This window comes from Xanthomonas vasicola pv. musacearum NCPPB 4379 (assembly GCF_000277895.2).
Classification (GTDB): domain Bacteria; phylum Pseudomonadota; class Gammaproteobacteria; order Xanthomonadales; family Xanthomonadaceae; genus Xanthomonas; species Xanthomonas vasicola.
Map to the genome: position 1 here is coordinate 1,365,454 of NZ_CP034655.1, position 18,617 is coordinate 1,384,070.

Consider the following 18,617-nt stretch of genomic DNA (forward strand, 5'->3'; position numbering starts at 1 on the left):
AAGTGACCGGTTGCTGCGCTAGCGGCACCTCGGTCGTAGTCAGGGGGCTGCAATGAGTGCGCTTCGCGATGCGATGAGTCACGCCGCACTGGGCTGGGTCAAGCCAGAGCTGGACGAGACGTTGCGCCAGGCGCGCAACGAGATCGAATACTTTGCCCAAGAACCGTCCGACACCAGTCGGATGCGGTTCTGCGCCGGCTACCTGCACCAGGTGCAGGGCACGCTGCGCATGGTCGAGCTGTATGCGCCGGCGATGGTGGCCGAAGAGCTTGAGCTGCTGGCCAAGGCCGTGCAGGTGGGCGAGGTTGCCGATCATGACGAAGCCTGCGCCATGCTGATGCGCGGCACCGTGCTGCTGCCCGATTATCTGGAGCGCTTGCAGAACGGTCACCGCGACATTCCGATCGTGTTGTTGCCGCTGCTCAATGAGATCCGCGCCACCCGTGGCCAGCCGGGTCTCAACGAGAGCGTGCTGTTCGCGTTCGACCCGCAGGCCGGTGTTGCCACCGAGGCCGAGCTGGATCACGCGCGCGGTAGCCTGAGCGGGCGTAATCGCGAATTGCTCGACACCGTCGGTAATGCGGTCAAGGAAGAATTGTTGCGCGTGAAAGACGCGCTGGACCTGCATCTGCGCACCGGTGGCGACATCGCCGAGCTGCAGACCCAGGTCAAGGATCTGGGCAGCGTTGCCGACACCCTGGGCATGATGGGCTTGGGTGTGGCGCGCAATGTCGTCGTACAGCAGCGCGATGCCTTGGCGCGCGTAGTCGATGGCCAGACCCGGATGGACGAAAGCGTGCTGCTGGATGTCGCCGGCGCGCTGCTGTACGTGGATGCATCGCTGGACGATCAGGTGGCCAGCCTTGGTGCCGACCCGGGCGATGGCACCGAGGTCAGCAACAGTGCCAACTCCTCGGAAGTGCGTCGTACGGTTGATGTGCTGGCACAGGAAGCGATCGCCAACTTTGGTGCGGCGCGCGAGCATTTCGTTGCCTTCATCGAAACCAACTGGGACCACGCCCGTCTGGCCAATGTGCCGCACCTGCTGGGTGAAGTCGGTGGTGCGTTGCGCATTCTCGAATTGCCGCAGGCTGCCGATTATCTGGAAGGCGTGCGTCGTTACGTCGATCTGGAATTGATCGGCAAGCAGCGCGTGCCCAGCGGCCGCCAGCTGGACACCCTGGCCGATGCGATGGCCAGCCTGGAGTACTACCTGGAAGCCCTGCGCGAGCGTCGTCCCGGCCGCGAAGAGATTCTCGACATCACCCGTAACAGCCTGGAAACGCTGCGTTACTGGCCGCTGCCGTCGGGCGAGCCATCCGATTTGCCGATCGGTGCCGACCAACCGGGCAGCGTGGCCGAACCGCAGCCGGTGGCCGCCCCGCCGTTGCAGCATGCCGACACGCCGCAGGCCGCCAACGATGCCGCGCCCACGCCGTCGCTGGAATGGGCCAACGAGACCGTAGTCCAAACGCCGTTCGCTGCCAGTGTGGTGCATGCCACCGGCGCGGCCGCGACCGATACGGTGTTCTCGTTCGACCCGGTGGCCGCTGAAGAAACCGTGTCCGGCCAGTCGCATGTGCCGTTCACGGTGGCGCCGCTGGATCTGTCCGACGACGGCGCGCAAGCGCCCGGCGATTGGCAGATGGAAACCAGCGAGCAGGCCGCACCGATCGCCACCTCTGCGTTCGACCCGGTGTCGGCGGAGCAGGACGGCAGCGAGGCCGCGCAGGTCAGCTACACCGTAGATCTGAGTGCGCTGGAGCAGGAACACGCCGCCGAGCCGGTGGTTGCCGAGGAAGCGCCGCTGCAGATCGAGCAGATCGAGCTGCCTGGCGATGCCGAGCAGACCGAAGCGCCGTTGGATTTCATTGCCGAGAATGCAGCGCGTCGCGCGCAGACCAGCATCGAAGATGCGTTTTCGCCGCCGCCGCTTCCGCCGCAGCAACTGGACGACCCATTCGTCGAATCTGTGGAACAGCCGCAGGATGCCCCGTCTGAAGCAACATCCGAGCCGGCCGCTCCGCGCGTGCAGCAGGCGGTGGTCAGCGAGTTCGAACTGGACGACGCATCTACCGCGTTCCTGGCCCAGCTCGATGTAGCGGCCGCGCAGTTCGATGTGCAGCGTCCACAGGCACCGGTAGCCGCAGCCGAGGCTGAAACCGCGCAGGCACCGGCCGAACCCGCGTCTGGTGAAACAACTCAGGCTGCAACCGCCGCCGATGCCGGCATTTTTGGCGGCTTCGGCGACAGCGATATCGACGACGATATCCGCGACGTCTTCCTGGAAGAATTCGACGAAGAACTGGTCAACCTGGGCCAGCTGTTGCCGGTGTGGCGCGCCGCACCCAGCAGCCCGGAACACCTGCGCCCGATCCGCCGCGTCTTCCACACCCTGAAGGGCAGTGGGCGTCTGGTCGGTGCCAGTGTGCTTGGCGAGTTCAGTTGGAAGATCGAGAGCATGCTCAACCGCGTGCTCGATAATTCGCGACCGGCCAGCCCGGCGGTCGTGGCGATGGTCGCATTGGCCCACGACGTGCTGCCGCAGTTCAACGCCGCGCTACGCGACCAAGGCCGCATCAGCGCCGATCTGCCGGAAATCCAGGCCATTGCCGAGCGCGTTGCCGCAGGCGAAGAGGTCTACTACGTGCCCGCGGCCGCCGCGCCGGTGGCTGCCGACGCTGTCGCGCTTCCGCTTGCAGCAGGCGTGTTTGCCGCCAGCGGTGGAACGCCTGCCTCGGTGGACAGCGTGCTACGCGAGATCCTGGAAGCTGAGGTCGCCACGCATCTGGACACGGTGAACGGCTGGCTGCAGGCCAGCCAGGCCGAGCCGCAGTTGGCGACCGAAGAACTGCTGCGCGCCGTGCACACGATGAGTGGGGCCTTCGCGATGACCGACGTGCCGGAAATCACTCTGGTGACAAGCCCGGCCGAAAGCTACGTCAAGCGCCTGCTGGCTGCTTCGGTCACGCCGTCGGCGGAAGGCATTGAGGCGATTACCGCCACAGCTGCCGCGATCGCCACCACGGTGACCGCGCTGCGCGCCGATGCCCCGTTGATTCCGTCGTTCACACCGTTGACCGAGCGCTTGCGTGCGCTGGTGCACACCTTGCCGGAAGCGCAATGGCCGCCGCAGGTGTTCCTGGACGAGCTGGACGATGTCGATGCAGCAAGCGATACGGTAGACGGCAGCACTGCCTCGGTCGAACTGACCGGTGCGCAGGATCTGTCGCAATACCTGGATGCCAGCGCGCTGCCATCCGACGCGCCCGCACCGACGCAAGACGCCGAAGGCGCACAGCCGCAGTCGGACGACGCGCCGATTGCCGTGGACGAACTGGCCGAGGCAGAAGCCGAGCACGATGCGGCACACACATTGGTCGAAGCCGTCGCCTGGGATGCGACCGAGCTGCAACATGCGCAGACCGCACCGCACGACCACGCTGCAGAGGAGCCGGCTGAGGCAGCTGCTGATGTCGTTGCCAGCGAGCACGATGCCGACGCGATCAGCACGCATGCCGACACCGTTGCGGTCGACGAACTAGCCGACGCGGAAGCTGCGTTGGGCGATGCGCAAACGCTGGCTGCGGCCGATGCCGAGCAGGCTACGGACACGCATGCGCATCACGCGCCGACGCACGACGATCAGGGTGCAGCAGGCGCTGACGACGCGGTCGAGAGCATTGAAGCACTGGCGTCCGTGCACGCAGACACTGCGTTGGCTGAAGACGCTAACGCAAGCAACGCGGAAGACTGGACGCCGGAAACCGCAGCGCTGGACAGCGTGTCGGCCGACCAGGACGGCTACACGGCCGATCAGGTTGGTCAGGAACACGCGGACACGCACGCACACTCTGGCGAACAGCCGGCAGATGAGGCAGCGCAGCACAGCGACACCGCGCTGCTGCATGCTGGCGAGTCGTATGCGGGCGGACAGCAGCACGCCGATTCCAGCGAGCAGTGGCAGACGGACGCGCATGCGGGCGAAGCCGAGCACGCGACGGAACACGAGCGCGCCGAAGCCGAGCATTTCGAGGCACAGCACTCCGAAGCTGAGCAAGCCGAAGCCGAGCAAGCCGAAGCCGAGCATGCAGAAACGCACCACGCTCATGCCGAGCAGGCCAACGCCGATGCCATGCCCGATCACACCGTCGAATCGGTGCAGGCATTCGAAATGGCGCATGCAGCTGACCAGGTCGAAGAAGCGGGTGATCCGCAATCCGACACTGCACCTGAGCTACACGACGCACAGGCTTCCACGTCCGATGACGCGGCGCACGCCGACGAGCATGTAGCGGCCGACGCGATTGCCGCAGCCGAACACACAGAGCACGTCGAGCAGGCAGGGCAGGCAGGGCAGGCAGAACATACGGACGCTAGCGAGCACGCCGTTGCCGACCAGCACGCCAACGACTCCGCAGAGCACCGCGCAGCCGCCAGCGAGCACGCCACAGCCGACCACAGTGCAGCCGAGCCGGAAGACGCCACCCCCGTTGCCGCCTTCAGCGCACCGGTGGAAGACGCCGCGCCTGCTGAGGCGGCAAGCAACGACGCCGGCGCAGCATTCGATATCGGCCCACTCAACTTCGATCAACTCGACGGCGAGCTGGTCGACATCTTTGTCGAAGAAGGCCGCGATCTGCTGGACCACTGCGATGGTTTGATCGCCCGCATGCGCGAAGTGCCGGAAGACCGCGATGTCCTCAACGGACTGCAACGCGACCTGCACACGCTCAAGGGCGGTGCGCGCATGGCCGGCATCAACGCCATCGGCGATCTCGGTCACGCGATCGAATCGCTGCTGGAAGCGGTGGCGGCCAACCGTACCGACATCGACCGCGACGACGTGCGTCTGTTCGAGCGCGGCTTCGACCGCCTGCACCAGCTGTTGACCCGTACCGGCATGCACCGCGCCGTGGCGATGCCGACCGATCTGGTCGAAGCCTTCGAAACCCGTACCCGTGGCCGCAATGCCGCCCCGCCCAGCGACGCCGATGTCCGCGCGATCGCCAAGGCGTCGGTGGAGCCGGCACCGCTGTCCGCACCGATTCCGGTGGAAGGGCAGACCGAAGAAGACTTCCTGCCGCGTGTGCAGCACGAGCAGGTGCGCGTGCGCGCCGATCTGCTCGACCGTCTGGTCAACCATGCCGGCGAAGTGGCGATCTACCGCTCGCGCCTGGAACAGCAGTTGGGCGCGTTCCGCGGCGCCATGGGCGAGCTGGATCGCACCAACGCCCGTCTGCGCGACCAGTTGCGCCGTCTGGATCTGGAAACCGAAGCGCAGATCGTGGCGCGTTATCAGCGCGAACAGGACCAGGGTGATCGCACCTTCGATCCGCTGGAACTGGACCGCTTCTCCACCTTGCAGCAGCTCAGCCGCGCGCTGAACGAATCGGCGGCCGACTTGGGCGGCTTGCAAGGTGTGCTGGAAGATCTGTCGCGTCAGTACGACAGCTTGCTGCAACAGCAGTCGCGCGTCAGCTCCGAACTGCAGGACGGCCTGATGCGCGCGCGCATGGTGCCGTTCGACGGCTTGGTGCCGCGTCTGCGCCGTGTGGTGCGTCAGGCGGCCAACGACACTGGCAAGCAAGTGCATCTGTTGCTGGAAGGCACCCAGGGCGAACTCGATCGCAACGTGCTCGATCGCATGGTCGCGCCGCTGGAACACATGCTGCGTAACTCGGTGGCGCACGGGCTGGAAACGCCCGAGCAACGCCGCGATGCGGGCAAGCCGGAAGAAGGCAGCATCGCGATCCGTCTTCGCCGCGAAGGCTCGGAAATCGTGCTGGAAGTAGCCGACGACGGCGCCGGGCTGGACCGTGATGCGATCCGTCGCCGTGGCGAACAGCGCGGCCTGATCGAGCCCGGCCAGGAGCTCAGCGATGCCGAACTGGATGGCCTGATCTTCGCCTCCGGTTTCAGCACCTCCGAGCAGGTCAGCCAGTTGGCTGGCCGTGGCGTGGGCATGGACGTGGTGCGCAACGAAGTGCGTCAGCTCGGCGGCTCGGTGGACATCCACTCGGTGCGCGGCCAGGGCGTCACCTTCACTCTGCGTCTGCCGCAGACGCTGGCGGTCACCCAGGCGGTGTTCGTGCGCATCGGCGAAACCACCTTCGCGGTGCCGGTGGGTTCGGTCAGCGGTATCGGCCGCATCTCGCGCACCCGTTACGAGTCGGGCGAGGGCGGTTACCACTACGCCGGCGAAGAGTACGTACTGCACGACCTCGGCTCGCTGGTCGGCCAGGCCGCGGCACGTGCCGATGGCCAGGCGCAGGTGCCATTGTTGCTGGTGCGTGCGGGCGACCTGCGCGCTGCGGTGGCGATCGATCAGGTGCTGGGCAACCGCGAAATCGTGGTCAAGCCGGTGGGCCTGCAGATCGCCTCGGTGCCGGGTATCTATGGCGCCACCATTACCGGCGATGGCCGCGTAGTGGTGATTCTGGACGTCGCGCCGCTGGTGCGTCGTTACCTCAGCCAGCCGGCGAGTCCGACGCTGGAAACGCAGACCGAAGCGCAGCGTCAGGTGCCGCTGGTGATGGTGGTCGACGATTCGCTGACCATGCGCAAGGTCACCAGCCGCGTGCTGGAACGCCACAACCTGGATGTCAGTACCGCACGCGACGGTGTCGAGGCGCTGGAACTGCTCGAAGAGCGCGTGCCCGACCTGATGCTGCTGGATATCGAAATGCCGCGCATGGACGGCTATGAACTGGCGACCGCGATGCGTGCCGACCCGCGCTTCAGGGCGGTGCCGATCGTGATGATCACCTCGCGCAGTGGCGAGAAGCATCGCCAGCGTGCCTTCGAGATTGGCGTGCAGCGTTACCTGGGCAAGCCTTACCAAGAGTTGGATCTGATGCGAAACGTGTATGACCTGCTGGGGATCGCCCGTGTCCGAGACTAATGGCGCAATGGGAACTCCGGTTGCTTTGCTGGGTCGTCCGGGTCAGGCGCGTGAGCGCCTGCGCGAAGCACTTGGCCTGGCCGGTGCGCAGGTGGTGCTGGAAGACGAGCCATCCGCAGTCGATGTGCAGATGCTGCGCGACGCCGAGCCGGTGGCAGTGCTGGTGTCACTGGAACCGTCGATCGAAGACGCGCTCGAAGCGCTGGAGCCGGCCTTCAACATGCCTGGTGTTACGGTGATCTTCGACGAGGCCGAACTGACAGTGCGGCGCGAAGGCTGGGAAGCGCAGCGCTGGGTGCGCCATCTGGCCGCCAAACTGCACGGGCATGCCGACGTCTTGCCGCCGGGCACCGAAACCGAACCGTCGCTGCAGCCCGAGCCGGGTTTGACGCTGGCCTCGCGCCAGCATTCGGACCTGCAGCTGGATCAACACCTGGAAGCCGCAGCGCATGCGTTCGAAAGCATGCCCAGCGATGCCTTGTTCGCACGTCCATCCACGCATGACACGGCACCAGCTGCTGCCGAAAAGCCGGGCCTGAGCCTGGGCGATTCCAGCACCTGGGGCTTGGTGGACGAAGTGACCGTGGTGGTGCGCCCGCGCGCCGAAGCGGATGTGTTTGCGCTGTCGACCGGCGGATTGTCGCTGGTGGATCTGGAGCACAGCGGCAGCGTCACCGGCGCAGTGCTGGTGATGGCCGGCATCGGCGGGCCGGATGCGATCCGCCGTCTGCTGAGCGCCTTGCCGCCGGAATTCCCGCGCGCGGTGCTGGTGCGCATGACCCTGGATGGCGGAAAGTACGGCAACCTGGTGCGGCAGATGGGGCGCGTGTCTGCGCTGCCGGTCGAACTGGGTGAGGCGGGGCAGGTGGTCGCACCGGGCAAGGTGTACGTGCTCTCCGACGAAGTTGGTGTGCACCAGCATGCTGGCGCGCTGGCATTCGTGGCGCCGGCCGACCCGGCCGGCCTGATCGCTGCGCTGCCGCCGGCCGACAGTGCGGTGCTGATGCTCAGCGGTGCCAACGAGGCGATGGTGGAAGCATCGCTGGCCTTGGCGGAGCAGGGGGGCTGGTTGGCCGGGCAATCCACCGACGGCTGTTACGACCCCGCCGCCGCCGCGCGTCTGGCGCGGCAAGGCATTCTGACCGGCAACCCTGCGCAGCTGGCGCAGGCGCTGGCACAGCGTTGGCCGGCATAAGCCGGGCGCTCCCCTTCGAATCGGAATCATGCGATGAGCTACGCCAATAACGACGAAATCCGCGGCGTCCTGATCCAGGCCGGCAGCGAGCGCGTGCTGCTGCCGAACGCCACGGTGGCCGAGGTGATGTCGCGTGTGGCGGTGGAACCGCTGCCCGACATGCCGCGTTGGGTGGTCGGGCGTATCGATTGGTACGGCTGGAAAGTGCCGCTACTGTCGTTCGCACGCCTCAGCGGCATGGGCGAAGAGCCCGCTGCGGTCAACAACAAGGTCATCGTGTTGAAGGCATTGGGCGGTAATCCGGCGCTGCCGTATTTCGCGCTGCTGACCGCCTCGTTCCCTCAGCTGATTTCGGTGCCGCGTGATGGCCTGCTGGCCGACGCATCGGAAGATGCGCTGCCCGACGGCGTGCACATGCGCGTGCTGCTGGGCGAGCAAAGCGCCTTGTTGCCTAACCTGGACGCTATCGAAGCGCAGCTCAGTCAGGTCTTTGCTGCCGCTGCGGCCTGAGCGCAGTTGGTGCAGTCACTGTGCTCGCTGACAGGCGAGCGCAGGCATACAGTGCAGCGACGCGCGTTGTACTGATTGATCGGTGATGACGTGTGGGTTGCAGTCGGGTGCTCTGGGTCAGGCACAAGATGGTGCGCTGCTTTTCGGCGAAGGCTTGCGGAGCTTGATCTGTATGGCATCAGCTGGATGTACGTGGCGGCGAGATTGCGTGCATGTTTGAGGCGTGCAAGCTTAGAGCAGCCAACAAAACGACTGCACAGCCGCCAGGCGCGCGCCGCCTGCGCCCGGCATCGGCATCTATCACTCGTCCACCGCGGTTCCTGTGCGCCGTCCATTCCCGCCTGACGACTCCTCGCTACGTTGTGTCAGCTGCTCTTGAGGCGCGGCAGTCGTGAGTCTTCCGGTATTTGCGCCGGTCCGGCATGCCGACGGCGTGGTGCTATGCGATCTAGCCATTGTCGACCCGGCTGCAATGGCAAACTACCACACGCGTAATCGCAGCCACCTCGCCGATGCGATGCCGCTGCGACCGCCTGCGTTCTATACCGTCTACGGTTGGCGTCGCTTGTGTATCGCATACCGCAGCGCAGTGCCTGGCGAGCGGGAGTTGCAACTGGTGTTGCTGCAGAACGAGCAGGTGATCGGCACCACCGGGTTCACCCAGATCCAGCGCGGCGCATTTCAGGCTTGCCATCTGGGCTACGGCCTGGACGCGGCGCAGCAGGGGCGAGGGTTGATCCACTGGGCAGCCACGCAGGGAATTGCATTTGCCTTCGGACCGCTTGGCCTACATCGGGTGATGGCGCAATACGTTCCGGAGAACCTGCGCAGTGCGCGTGTGCTGCAGCGGCTTGGCTTCCAGATCGAAGGCTACGCGCGGCGCTACCTGCAGTTGAACGGCCACTGGCGCGACCATGTGCTGACCAGCAGGTTGCGCGACGACGACACGCCTGGCGAAGGCGCGGTGGATGATCGGCCGGGTTGAGGGCGCAGCGCCCGAGAGCTCGAGCCGTAATTCGTCGACGGCTAGATTGCTGTCTTGTGCAAGCGCGATCTGCGTTGCCCAGCCACGTTGTTTGAGTCGATGGCGCAACTGCGCCGCCCAGGTCTGCACTGCCGCTGCATTCGGCGTGGCAGCCATGGTCCGGATCGTTTCCGGCGCCTGTATGCCCGCAGACGCCGAGTAGCCCGCAAGCCACTCGCGTGGCAATGTGGAGAGCTTCAGCACTGTAGTGCGGTGTGTTTCGCCGCGCGCGTCTTCATCTCTCCGCTGTCGTGCCTGCTGTGTGGCGGCGTTGCCGGTCGTTTGCGGCGACGAGGTTGCGCGAGATGCTTCCGGCTGCGGCTTGGCGACCTGCCGTTCCCGTCCTAGTGCAGTTGCAGCCGTTGGCGCGGTGAGCGGCGCTGCACGTGCTCTCGGCACTTCGTTCGTTGCAGGTGGGTTAGCTACCGCGCGCTCGACGCGCAATGACTGATCCTGCGGCGGTGCCGGCAACACCAATGGCGAAGCTACAAGCGCTGGTGCACGCTTGGCTGGTAATGGGGTGGGCGCACTGCTGTCTGTAGGTGCTTCGAGCGCGCCGCTTGCCTGCACGTCGTCATTGCTCGCGGCGCTGGGGGCGGGCGGGGGCGGCGGCGCCATCGCCAGTTGCGCATCGTCTTGCGCTGGCTCCGACGCCGTCGCCGGTTGGTCGGACATCATCTCGGCGGGTGGCGCGGAGGCAGGCGGCGTCACCACACGTGCAGGTAGTGGTGCGCCGACTGGGGCCGGCATGGCGGCTGGCGCCAGTTCCTGCAGTGAAGATGCTGGTTGCCTTGCCACCTGCTCTGCGGAAGCGGGTTCGTCGGCGGACGCGGGGGCAGGTCGCTGCCCAGGCCCCCGGACGCCGCGTTCTGAGGTGCGATCTGCTCTGTCTTCCACAGCGCGGCGCGGACATTTTTTTCTGATTCGGTGGTCGCAGAGACACCTGCAGCCGGTGCAGATGCATCCGGCACAGGTCGACTGGCCTGCCATTGCAGGCAGACGCCAACTGCCAGTGTGACCGAAGCAGCGAGCGCCAGGGGCGGCATCCAGCGATGGCGTCGGGCGCTGCGTCGGGCGGGCGCTGTGCAGACGTTAGATTTTGCGAGTGCAGCAGATGGAGTTGACGCTGCCGAAGCCGGCTTCGAACCGGATGCGAAAGTTGAAGCAGCAACAGAGGCATCAGAGGCAATGAACGCGTAAGAGGCGTTATCGGTGTCAGAGGCCTTAGACGTGTCAGAGACAGAGCACAAGAAGCAGCAAAAAACTTGCAGCCTGATTCGAAGGCCCGTCGGAATTCGCATGCGACGAAAGCGGTGGCGCTGTAGACGAGCCAACAGACCTCGATGCAGAGATAGATCCAGAGACGGATGCAATGTCGGAACTACCTGCCGCTTCCGACGCACCAGACGCCATCGGCATTGGCATCGCATCGGCATCGCATCGGCAGCGCTGCCAGTCTGTTGCGCAATCCAGCTGCGCGCAGCGTCGCTCAGGGGTGCGCCCAGTGTATGGCTGGCGGTGCCGCCCTGCGCAAGACGTGCCTGCACAGCCGCGCGTTGTGCCGCCTGCGCAGCCGTGATCCAGCGCGGCTGCGCATGGTCCTTTTCGTTGCCCGTCGCCAGCCAGATCCATAAATCGGCCACGTTGCGGCTGAGCCCGGGCTGGACCAACATGCAACGGTTGTGCACGGATCCGCATGCGATAACGCCGCAACAAGGTTTATCCGCACGCGATGCTGCCGCATGATGGAAGGCTGGTGCCGCACTGCGCGGCCGCTCGTTTCCATCATGGAGTTGCCCGCATGATTCAACGTCGTCACTTCCTCAAGAGCGCCACGCTGGGCGCGATCGCGTCCGGGCTGGCCGGCTGGGGCGCACGCGCGCAAGCCGCGGTGGGCGCCTCGCAGGGCGTGCGGCCGCCGGCGCTGCCGCGTGGTGCGGCGCGGGTGATTTCCACGTGGGACTTCGGCATTGCCGCCAATCAGGAGGCCTGGAGAATTCTCAGCAGCGGCGGTATCGCGCTGGATGCGGTGGAAGCCGGTGTGCGTGTGCCGGAAGCGGATCCGACCAATCCCACCGTCGGCCTGGGCGGTTATCCGGACCGCGACGGGCGGGTGACGCTGGACGCCTGCATCATGGATCACCTGGGCAATTGCGGCGCGGTGGCAGCGTTGGAAGATGTGGTGCATGCCATCTCCGTAGCGCGCGCGGTGATGGAGAAAACGCCGCACGTGATGTTGGTCGGCGATGGCGCGCGGCAGTTTGCGTTGGAGCAGGGCTTTCCGAAAGCCAAGCTGCTGACCCCAAGTTCGGAAGCGGCGTGGAAAGAGTGGTTGAAGACGTCGAAATATTCGCCGGAAGCCAATGTCGAAAACCGCGCCTGGCGCGATGCCAAGTTGCCCGGCGGCAAAGACAATCACGACACCATCGGCATGCTGGCGCTGGATACGCACGGCAATCTGTCCGGTGCATGCACTACCAGCGGCATGGCGTGGAAAATGCACGGGCGCGTGGGCGACAGCCCGATCATCGGTGCGGGCTTGTACGTGGACAACGACGTGGGCGGCGCAACCTCGACCGGTGTGGGCGAAGAAGTGATCCAGAATGTGGGCAGTTTTGCAGTGGTGGAAATGATGCGGCAGGGCAAGTCGCCAGCCGATGCATGCCGCGAAGTGGTGATGCGGCTGATCCGCCGTAAGCCGGAATTGACGCGCACATTGCAGGTCGGCTTTTTGGCGATGAACAAGCGTGGTGAAGTAGGCGCGTTTGCGATCCAGAAAGGCTTCAGTTACGCGGTGTGCGATGCGCAGCGGCAGGATCTGTTGGTGCCTGGCGAGAGCCACTACACCAGCGAGCCGGCAGCATGAGTGCATTAGGTCTTGAAGTGGCGGCCGATTCGGTGGCCTCGGCACTCGCGGCGCAAGAAGGCGGGGCGATGCGCGTGGAGCTGTGCGGTGGGCTGGATGGCGGCGGGCTGACGCCGTCGTTCGGCACATTGGCAATGGTGCGCGAGCGGTTGCGGATTCCGCTGTATGTGTTGATTCGTCCGCGCGTGGGTGATTTCGTGTTCGACGCTGCCGAAGTGGAGGTGATGCGTCGCGACGTGGAGCAGTGCGTGCGGCTTGGCTGCAATGGGGTGGTGCTGGGCGCGCTGGACCGGCATGGGCAGGTCGATCTGCCGACGATGCGTGTGTTGATCGAAGCAGCAGGGTCGTTGGGAGTGACGTTTCATCGTGCGATTGATGTCAGCGCCAATCCATCGCGTGTGCTGGAAGATGCGATCGCGCTGGGTTGCGAGCGTGTGCTGACCTCGGGCGCGCGTGCGAGTGCGCTGGAGGGCATCGACACCATTGCCGCGTTGGTGCGGCAGGCAGCCGGGCGCATCGGCATCATGCCCGGTGCCGGGCTTTCCGAGCACAACATCCGCACCCTACGGCAGCACACCGGCGCCCACGAATTCCATGCGTCGGCGCGTGGCGTGATCGCCGCCCAGGTGCCGTCGCCGCACCCGTATATCCACGATCTGGGCGGAGACTACCAGCGGACCGATACCGCGCGGGTACAACGGATGGTGGACGCGTTGCAGCACACGTGAAACGCGCGCAATGCTCCGCTCGCCAGGGAGGCGCTGCCTGCGTTGCGCAGGCACGCTGACGGAGATGCGCGATGGGCTGCTGCGCCTGTCGCGTTGGCCATCTACGGATGGCCTGAAGGTTCCGGGCTTGTTGGCTGTTCGTCATCAGCGTCGTCGCTGACCTGCTCGGGAATGTGCGGCGTGAAAGCGGGAAAGTGCGCGCGGTCTTCCGGGTGTGCGTTGACGATCAGCTCCCGGGTCTGCCACATCTGGACTGCCTTGGCTAGCGTCGCTGCGTCGAGCTGGCGTCCTTCGTGATAAGCGAACTGCCCGAGATAATCGGCGATGCCCAGATGCGCGTTCCTCTGCGCCTTCCAGCTGCTGGCATCCATGAAGAAGCGGCTTTCGTCTTCCGCGGTCGCGTTTTCTCCGGGTGTTGGGGGACATGGGCCTGCTAGGGATGGTCTGATCAACGCGACCGGAAAACGAAGCAACCGCATCCGCCGCGCTGAGGGCGCTCAAATCGCCGATTTTTTGCCGGTTTCGGCACGTTTGCGGGGTGTTGCCTGGATTACAGGCACAGCTTCCCCGCAGCAGGCATTAACGCTTTGCGCGTCAGCCACAGATTCGATAGTGCAAACAGCGTCAGCACCTGTGCGGTGTTCTTCGCCAAACCGCGATAGCGCACCTTGACGTAACCAAACTGACGCTTGATCACCCGAAACGGGTGTTCCACCTTCGCACGCAGGCTGGCTTTGGTGTGCTCCCAGCGCTTGGCCAACTTCAGTTCGCGCTTATTCTTGATCTGCTTCAGCTTCGAGGGCTTCTCCGCGATCAGGTAGCGCAGCGTGCGCTTGCCCTTCATCTCATCGCGCTTGTCCAGCCCGGTGTAGCCGCTGTCGCCGCTCACAGTGTCTTCCTTGCCGTGCAGCAGCTTGTGCGCCTGCGTGATGTCCGCTGCGTTGGCCGCCGTGCATTCCACGTGGTGCACCAGGCCCGACTCATCGTCCACCCCGATGTGCGCCTTCATCCCGAAGAAGTACTGGTTGCCCTTCTTGGTCTGGTGCATGTCCGGATCGCGCTCGCCATCCTTGTTCTTGGTCGAACTTGGCGCCGCAATGATCGTGGCATCCACGATCGTCCCGCCCCGCAGACTCTGCCCTTTACGCGACAGGTGCGCGTTGACCCGGTTGAACAGCTTGCGCGCCAAATCATGCCGCTCCAGCAAATGCCGGAAGTTGAGAATCGTCGTTTCATCCGGCACCTCATCCAGCCCGCCGATCTTCGCAAAACGGCGCATCGACACCGTGTCGTACAGTGCTTCTTCCGCCGATGGATCGCTCAGTGCGTACCACTGCTGCAAAAAGTGGATGCGCAGCATCGTCTCCAGCCGATACGGCTGTCGCCCCGGCTGCCCCGACTTCGGGTAGTGCGGTTCGATCAGTGCCAGCAGATCCTTCCACGGCACGACCTGGTCCATCTCGGCCAAGAACACCTCACGCCGCGTCCGCTTGCGCTTGCCGTTGTACTCCGCATCGCCGAAGGTCAGTTGCATCGTCGTTGTCCCGTTGCGTCTGTGTGATTGTCGCAGGATCAAGGGGAGTTGTTCAGAGTTTCCTTAGGAGTGCAGCAATGGCTTTCCCAAACGCAGTCAATCCGCAGATCACCGATGCCGTCACGCAGACCAACGTCAAGGTCGTTGGCCAAGCCCCAGCCGCTGCGATCGGTTTGATTTACCAGAGCATGGCCCGTTCGACCGGCATCTTGTTTCAGAATGCAGTCTCTGCACAACAGCAGCAGAATACGTTGGCGCAGGCGGCCACTCATCAGGGCTTGATGCAGACCTACGTTGATGAGACGGCCGCGTCCGCGGCAGATGTCCCAAAACTTGCGCGAGGCGATAGCGCAGACAATTTGAAAAGTCTGCTCACTGTGCTCAAGTCATTCAACACTGCGAAGTAACCGCCTGCGACGACAGCGTCACGGCTGTCGCCACGTGCGCCGACGCAAGGCTTTGCTCAGGCGGCGTTGTCGTCGCGTACCTGCGGAGGCAGCAGTGTCTGTGGTTTCTTGGCCGATTCGGTCTGGCACAGGAACGTCATCAGGTGCGCGGCCTCGGCACTGCCCATGGGCTTGCTGTGGATGTGCTCTGCAAAGGCGTGCTGGGTGTGCTCCGGACCTGCGGGAACGGACTCTTGTGTAACGGTAGACGACGACATGCAACGCTCCTGGAACCTGCAATCAAGCCGTCTACGTCGCAAGTAAGCGCATCCGTAACGGAGTCAGCCGGTGATATTGCCTGGAATCTGTGCCGTCCGATACCTCGACGGTATGCGGGCGGCGCAGCGGCACCGGACGTTCTGATAACGGCGGCTGCGTCCATGTCTAAAGCGCCATCGGCAGAAATCTGCTCCGGCGTTTCGTTCTGATTGCCCAATAGGGCCGAAGGCGATTGGGCGACTTGCAAGAACGCGGCGACTCAACAGCTGGATCGCTGCCGGCGCGTTCTGGCGCAGTGCCAGCTCCGCCCGGCTATCCATGCGGCGGCTTGCATCTTGCCAATCTGGCCTGGAGGTACTCAATGGCGGGCTTTCTCGGGGATAAATCGCACGCCGCCTAGCCGGGCCGGAGAATTCGTTTCCGGAATTGCGAGTTCGTTGCAGCAAGACTGGATGGAAAGGACAAGCGCACCATCGCCGCACTACATCGGTTGGAGTTTGCTCATGCGTGTTCAACGATCCACTGCACAGCATCTTGTCACACGCGATTCTGCGGCCATTGAAACGCCGCCCGCTTCAGAATCGCCGCAACATGGACAGGGTTGGCCACTGGGGTTGAACGTGCTGCAGACGCGGCCACTGCCCAAACGCACACACCGCGATGAGAGCGAGCGACGACCGCACCACGGAGATGCCAATGCCCGAGTTGCCGAAGCGGAGGCGGTCTATGACGTCTTCGTGGTCGCAAAGTACTTGGCCGACCCCTTGCACGGAACCGCTGACGAATTGGCCGAATTGATCAACGACATTCCCCGCCGCGGCGAACCCGAGCAATCCGCCGAAGCCGGGGAGCCAGCGCATCCGCCCGCGCACCCACCGGCCGACCATGCACCGGCACCGGATGGCCACCACCCGCCACACCCACCGCAGACCGCACATCCCCCACAGCCGCACCCTGCTCATGCGCCGCATGCGCCGACGCCAGAGGGACACCATGCGCCGCATGACGGCGCCGGGAATCCGGCGGATCCGCAAGCAGTTGGACATGCAGCGAAGGAGGGCGTCCTGCACGTCCTCGCCGAGGAAGGCGCGCCGGCAGGCGCATTCGATTTGGCGATGAGCCTGGGCATCAGCGGCGCGATGCTGCCGCTGTCGAGTCTTGCGATTTATGCCGCGTACAAGGAAACCCGTGAAGTTGCCGAGCAGCGCACGCACCTGCGGCAGCGGGAACGCCGCCTGCGCTCGGAGCAGGCGGCACTGCAGTCTGCCTTGGACCCGGCAGCGCCTGCAGACGCTGCAAATGCGCATGTGCATGCACTGAGCGAGGCGATCGATACCAACGCTTACCTGCAGCGGCGAAATGCGCGGGACGGTGCCATCGCCGCGAGCTCCATGGCCTCGGCCGGGGTGATCTTCACCAAGGCAGCGAGCGAACTCGGCATCCAGGGCGGGCTGGCAATCGCCAGCAAGAGCGCAAGTGCAGCGGGCCTGGTGGGCCACAGCGCCGATGCCGCAGGGGTTGCCTCTGCGGCGGGCATCGCCGGCTCCTTCGTGCTCGCGCCGTTGGCGAGCGTGGCGGCGACCGCATTGGGGGGTACCTTCCTGCACCAGTCGCGTCGGGAAAGGACGCGTGTTGCCGTGGATGTCGGCAGGGTCGAGCGCTTCCTGCAAGACCTCGAACCTAGCGAACTCAGTCCTGGCGCACAGCGCTACCAGCACTTTGTGAGCACCAAGTTGGGCAAGTACGACCGCTTTGCGCATCGGTTCAACCAGTGGAACAAGGGCTTTGTGGTGGGAGGAGTCACCTACACCGCCAGTACGTTGACCAAGGTCGGCGTCAGCGTGGCCGTCGTTGCTGGCGCCACCGTGGCCGCACCGGTGGGCACCGGCCTGATCATCGGCGCAGGTCTGCTCGGTGCGGCCACGATGGGGGTCGGCAGCCATCAGTTCCTGTTGGCGCACGGCAAGCAGAAGCGCTATCGCAGGTACCAGACCGAGGACATGCCCGGCGTCGATCGTGCGCTACTGGCGGTGGCGGATCTATTGCCTGCACGCGAGGCAGAGAATGCCGCAGCCGAGGAAGCGTCCAACCTCGCCGACCATTTGCAACCAACCGCGGTGGACGGTGCACTAACGCCAGTGGCGGAGGAAGCGGCGGGAAGCGATGAAGACGATCTCATTGCAGAAGTCGATCCCGGCCTGGAGCCGAAGCATCGCCAAGGCGTGTTCGCCGCATATGATGCTCAACCGGCAATGCCGGAACTCGCCGCTTCGACTGCCGACGGGTCGGGCGCAAGAGCGGCAGGCAACGCTGTTCCCCAACATGGTTTCGAGTTGCGGAGCGCGCTTTACGCCTGCATCGACGGTCAGGAAAAGGCGTTGGACGCGTTTCTGCAGACCGGTGCCGACGACCTGCAGAAATTGCATCCGGCCAAGCCGCGCTCGACAGATCAGAGCAAGGGCTCGGGCCGAGCGGCACATGGGGCGCCGCTGGGTCGGCGCGTCAATGCAGCCCTGTATGCGGCAGCGAACTACGGACGCGCGGTATTGACCGGTAAGCCGCAGGAGGCGCGAGGCAAAGCGATGCGCAGCCATGCCAAGCACAGCGCGGTGCTGACCGAAACCGCGCTTGCGCAGTGGCTGCAAACGCCCGGCTCGGTGAAGTCGCAGATCGCCTACATGCAATGCAGCCTCGAACTGCAGAAGAAGTATCTCGACGCCAAGCTCAGCGCACAGGCGGACCTTCCGCAGCCCGACGTGCACGATGATTCGCATCCTCATGTCGATGCGACGGTCGATCGGGCACCGGAACGTCTGCTGGCGCAATTGCAGCAAGCGCGCTCGCGCGACGACACCCAGCGGCGTGCCGTCAGCCTGATGCTGCAGGAACTGGAGATGGCCGAGCAGGAGCTGGCAGGCCCCGATGCGCGAAGCCAGGCGCGCGCAGCCGCCAGGATGCCCGGTTTGCAGCAGCGCCTGATCCGGGTGCTGACCTCGAACGCGATCGTGCCGCAAGAAGGCGTTGCAGGTTTTGCCCGGTTCTGTATGAAACAGGCCCGTCAGCACACGACCCATCTGCGCGGCACGCTGTTGGCGACCGAAGTCCAGGCAGCACGCATCCGCGAACAGGCCGCTGCCGCAGCCCCTGCGTCCACGACCTGATGGCGGCTGCACGAGCGCGCACGGGTCGGC

At 65.0% G+C, this 18,617-nt stretch carries 10 protein-coding genes, 1 other RNA gene and 1 pseudogene; 9 read left to right on the forward strand and 3 right to left on the reverse strand.

The window, feature by feature from the left end; translation table 11 throughout:
- Window positions 1-52: 52 nt before the first annotated feature.
- From KWO_RS06445 to KWO_RS06485, 7 genes are all read left to right on the forward strand, one after another.
- Complete coding sequence (locus tag KWO_RS06445; protein WP_017113096.1) at window positions 53-6,904, forward strand: Hpt domain-containing protein; 6,852 nt, start codon at window positions 53-55, stop codon at window positions 6,902-6,904.
- 7 nt (window positions 6,905-6,911) lie between these two features.
- Entirely contained in the window at window positions 6,912-8,099 is a 1,188-nt protein-coding gene (locus KWO_RS06450) for a chemotaxis protein CheB (RefSeq protein WP_010364227.1), read from the forward strand.
- A gap of 33 nt (window positions 8,100-8,132) precedes the next feature.
- A complete protein-coding gene (locus tag KWO_RS06455) occupies window positions 8,133-8,609 on the forward strand; it encodes a chemotaxis protein CheW (RefSeq protein WP_010364228.1) in 477 nt (158 codons plus the stop codon).
- A 295-nt stretch (window positions 8,610-8,904) separates the two neighbouring features.
- Window positions 8,905-8,980: non-coding RNA, sX9 sRNA (locus KWO_RS06460), on the forward strand.
- Window positions 8,981-9,000: 20 nt separating this feature from the next.
- A complete protein-coding gene (locus KWO_RS06465) occupies window positions 9,001-9,594 on the forward strand; it encodes a GNAT family N-acetyltransferase (RefSeq protein WP_010364229.1) in 594 nt (197 codons plus the stop codon).
- A 1,840-nt stretch (window positions 9,595-11,434) separates the two neighbouring features.
- A complete protein-coding gene (locus tag KWO_RS06480; RefSeq protein WP_017113100.1) occupies window positions 11,435-12,499 on the forward strand; it encodes a glycosylasparaginase in 1,065 nt (354 codons plus the stop codon).
- Window positions 12,496-13,227 (forward strand): copper homeostasis protein CutC, encoded by a 732-nt coding sequence (locus KWO_RS06485; RefSeq protein WP_017113101.1) that lies wholly within the window; start codon window positions 12,496-12,498, stop codon window positions 13,225-13,227. The genes KWO_RS06480 and KWO_RS06485 overlap by 4 nt, the downstream gene beginning before the upstream one ends.
- Window positions 13,228-13,328: 101 nt before the next feature.
- Here the strand turns inward: KWO_RS06485 and KWO_RS06490 are convergent.
- Window positions 13,329-13,664, reverse strand: a pseudogene (locus KWO_RS06490) (type III secretion system leucine-rich repeat domain-containing effector XopL); the annotation flags it as partial.
- 113 nt (window positions 13,665-13,777) lie between these two features.
- Window positions 13,778-14,761 (reverse strand): IS5 family transposase, encoded by a 984-nt coding sequence (locus KWO_RS06495; protein ID WP_017113471.1) that lies wholly within the window; start codon window positions 14,759-14,761, stop codon window positions 13,778-13,780.
- Between the two features lie 77 nt (window positions 14,762-14,838).
- Here KWO_RS06495 and KWO_RS06500 point away from each other — a divergent pair, with 77 nt between their 5' ends.
- Window positions 14,839-15,168 (forward strand): RebB family R body protein, encoded by a 330-nt coding sequence (locus KWO_RS06500; protein WP_010370286.1) that lies wholly within the window; start codon window positions 14,839-14,841, stop codon window positions 15,166-15,168.
- Window positions 15,169-15,224: 56 nt separating this feature from the next.
- Here the strand turns inward: KWO_RS06500 and KWO_RS06505 are convergent, their stop codons facing one another.
- Complete coding sequence (locus tag KWO_RS06505) at window positions 15,225-15,425, reverse strand: hypothetical protein (RefSeq protein WP_017113102.1); 201 nt, start codon at window positions 15,423-15,425, stop codon at window positions 15,225-15,227.
- A 504-nt stretch (window positions 15,426-15,929) separates the two neighbouring features.
- On the opposite strand from KWO_RS06505, the gene xopK reads away from it, so the two are divergent.
- Window positions 15,930-18,587, forward strand: a complete 2,658-nt coding sequence (gene xopK, locus KWO_RS06515; protein ID WP_268741532.1) for a type III secretion system effector XopK — start codon at window positions 15,930-15,932, stop codon at window positions 18,585-18,587.
- Window positions 18,588-18,617 lie beyond the last annotated feature (30 nt).

Coding starts and splice junctions, on each gene's coding strand:
- KWO_RS06445 (WP_017113096.1), top strand. CDS start 53: ATGAGTGCGCTTCGCGATGCGATGAGTCACGCCGCACTGGGCTGGGTC.
- KWO_RS06450 (WP_010364227.1), top strand. CDS start 6,912: ATGGGAACTCCGGTTGCTTTGCTGGGTCGTCCGGGTCAGGCGCGTGAG.
- KWO_RS06455 (WP_010364228.1), top strand. CDS start 8,133: ATGAGCTACGCCAATAACGACGAAATCCGCGGCGTCCTGATCCAGGCC.
- KWO_RS06480 (WP_017113100.1), top strand. CDS start 11,435: ATGATTCAACGTCGTCACTTCCTCAAGAGCGCCACGCTGGGCGCGATC.
- KWO_RS06485 (WP_017113101.1), top strand. CDS start 12,496: ATGAGTGCATTAGGTCTTGAAGTGGCGGCCGATTCGGTGGCCTCGGCA.
- KWO_RS06495 (WP_017113471.1), bottom strand. CDS start 14,761: ATGCAACTGACCTTCGGCGATGCGGAGTACAACGGCAAGCGCAAGCGG.
- KWO_RS06500 (WP_010370286.1), top strand. CDS start 14,839: ATGGCTTTCCCAAACGCAGTCAATCCGCAGATCACCGATGCCGTCACG.
- KWO_RS06505 (WP_017113102.1), bottom strand. CDS start 15,425: ATGTCGTCGTCTACCGTTACACAAGAGTCCGTTCCCGCAGGTCCGGAG.
- xopK (WP_268741532.1), top strand. CDS start 15,930: ATGCGTGTTCAACGATCCACTGCACAGCATCTTGTCACACGCGATTCT.